Genomic DNA, 2,550 nt, shown 5'->3' with positions numbered 1-2,550 from the left:
AAACTATAGAGATTTCACAAGACGTTCCATCGCCTTCATTTGACCAATATGATCCGCTTCATGATAAAGCATCATACCGTAAAGCTCCCCTACTGTTTCCAATCCTAAGAACGGCTCTGGAAGTTTATTTTCAAATGCTTCTGCTGGAATTTCATTAATGCGCTTCGCTTGCTCTTGTAACTGAGACTTTAACACTTCTAATGATGGCCCTTCTGTTTCCCATTTAGATGGTCTTGATCCATATCCAAACATACCTGGATATTCACTTGGTAAATGTTTAAATTCTCTTCCAAACATGAAAGTCTCTGCTGCAGATAACACGTGACCGATATGCCAGCGGATTGTGTTATTAAAGCCATCCGGCTGCTTATCCGCAGTTTTGTCATCTAAAGTTTCCATAAATTTAAGTAATGCTCCACGCGTTATTTCAAATTGTTTTAAACCAACTATTCTATTCATTTTATCGTCCCCTTTTTTATGTACAATTTATTATGAGCTAAAAATGTTCAACTTATTAAAGTTTCACCTTGTTTAATCTATCAGAAACAATTAAAAAATACATCTAATATGCTTAACGCACTTTGGCAATATGTTTTTTAAAAAAGGTACAACCTTCGGAAATATAGAATTACTTAGTGCGCAAATATTTCAGTAAACAAAAGAGGAGTGTAATTGCATGGTAGATGTTTTAAAACAACAATATAATCTTATTAGTTCTACAAGGGAAAATCTATTTACATTTTTGGAAGAAATTCCACAAGAAAAATTACACAGCACAGTTCCTAACTTCGGAAGTGGCAGTATTATAAAAACCCATATTCATGTAGCCGATTGCTATCGATACTGGCTTGGAACATTCGCATTTAACCAAAAACGAGCAGATTTTTCATTTGCTAGCGATTATGAAATTGAACATGCAGATGTGAAAAAAGTCCGTGCTAGATTTAAAATAGTAGATGAAGTTGTACAACGCTTTTTAGATGAATACAATAACCGGTGGCTCGAAAATATAGCAAATGAAGTGAAATGGCAAAAAGAACCTTGGAGCACAACTCCGCTATGGCTTTTAACTCATACAGAAACACATGAATTTCATCATAAAGGACAAATCGTATCTATGGCTCGTCACCTTGGATACACTCCTCCTGACACAGACCTTAGTTAATTCAATTGTTCTAACAAATGAATTACTATAACTGTCGTTAGCATTGTTTATGTATACGGAAAGGCTCTTCATTCTTTTTGATGTTGTTTATAGTTTTGCAAATTTTTTTGCGGCACAAACTTGTATTATATTTTAATTATGTTTGTGTCGTGTTCTTATTAATTAGTTTCATATCCATAAAAAATATATTAATATGTTTCCTTTTATTATTTCAGTTACCTAATCAATAAGAGGTTCTTTCTTTTTATTATGACTTTACACACGATAAATACGAAAATTCCGAAAATAAAAGTTGAAAATGCTGGTAACACTTTATCATTTGGCACGTACACACTCCAAAAAGAATTAAGAAGCGCATGAAAAATTAGACACATAAAAATACTTTTAGTTGCGTTAATAATTGTAGTTAATAAGAAAGATACGGCAATTGTCGTAATTATAAAGGCTATAAAATCCCTTTGAGTTTGATTCGTACCTGGAATAAACCATAACGGCCAGTGCCAAATAGCCCATATAACGCTCACAATAACCGTACTAAAAAATGCCGAAAACCTTTTCTGAAGGGCAGGTTGTAAGAACCCTCTCCATCCGATTTCTTCAAGACCGCCACCAATAATCATTATTGGAAAGCTAAGTAATGCCACGTATAATGGTTTTTGCATCGTTGCTCCACCAAATATCGTTGGAAGATAACAGCTAATAAAAGCTAGAACAACAATTAGAACATACCATACAAAGTGATGCCTAGGATTAACAATATTTTTAATAAACACTCTGAACTCTTCTTTTGATCCATATTTTTTCTTTAAACTAATTGCAATGATTGATGGCATGATCCCTCCGAAAACAAATAATATCATCGCTAACGGTGTACCAAATGTCGTAATGTTTAATTTTATTAGGCTAATTAATAGCCCCCATAGTATCCATGTAAATATAAAATTGCGTATTACATATCGTTTAATCTCATTCCCCATTTACTTGCCTCCTTTATTTTAATTAGAGCATAAATTTAGAGATATGAAAATCACTTATGCTAAATTATTCCAAAACATTAAAGGAACCTCCCTACTCTATCAGGCTTTTCTGGATAGGCCGACTCCTACCTACTTTGCTTCGGTCAAAGTTCGAAGTTGGAGTCTCACTATCCGTTAATACGGGATAAACAATCAAAACATGCTCTTGTAAAGTGACAATAACGTTATTTAATTCTTGTTTAACTACGGTGCAAATTAGTGGTACATGCTTATTTCCCACTAAAAATATCTATAAAAATTCATGTTCATTTAAAAGCGGAATGAAAAACAATAATAATGATATTAGCAAAAAGTTTGATGATGTATTTTGTTGTGTATAAAACTTTTATTATTTGTTTTAGGTATACC

General features: G+C 32.9%; 3 protein-coding genes. 1 reads left to right on the top strand and 2 read right to left on the bottom strand.

Annotated elements, in window-relative coordinates; genetic code table 11:
* Positions 1-3 precede the first annotated feature (3 nt).
* Positions 4-459 (bottom strand): DinB family protein, encoded by a 456-nt coding sequence (locus tag AB3X48_RS20980; protein WP_002161005.1) that lies wholly within the window; start codon positions 457-459, stop codon positions 4-6.
* Positions 460-676: 217 nt separating this feature from the next.
* On the opposite strand from AB3X48_RS20980, the gene AB3X48_RS20975 reads away from it, so the two are divergent.
* Positions 677-1,165 (top strand): DinB family protein, encoded by a 489-nt coding sequence (locus AB3X48_RS20975; protein WP_016105579.1) that lies wholly within the window; start codon positions 677-679, stop codon positions 1,163-1,165.
* 215 nt (positions 1,166-1,380) lie between these two features.
* On the opposite strand, the gene AB3X48_RS20970 is transcribed toward AB3X48_RS20975, so the two are convergent.
* On the bottom strand, positions 1,381-2,142 hold the full coding sequence (locus AB3X48_RS20970; RefSeq protein ID WP_016105580.1) for a CPBP family intramembrane glutamic endopeptidase: 762 nt from the start codon (positions 2,140-2,142) through the stop codon (positions 1,381-1,383).
* Positions 2,143-2,550 lie beyond the last annotated feature (408 nt).

Source organism: Bacillus sp. S4 (genome assembly GCF_040838205.1).
Lineage (GTDB): Bacteria > Bacillota > Bacilli > Bacillales > Bacillaceae_G > Bacillus_A > Bacillus_A cereus_U.
The sequence above is the reverse complement of the archived record's forward strand: the minus strand, read 5'-3'. Positions and strand labels throughout refer to the sequence as shown.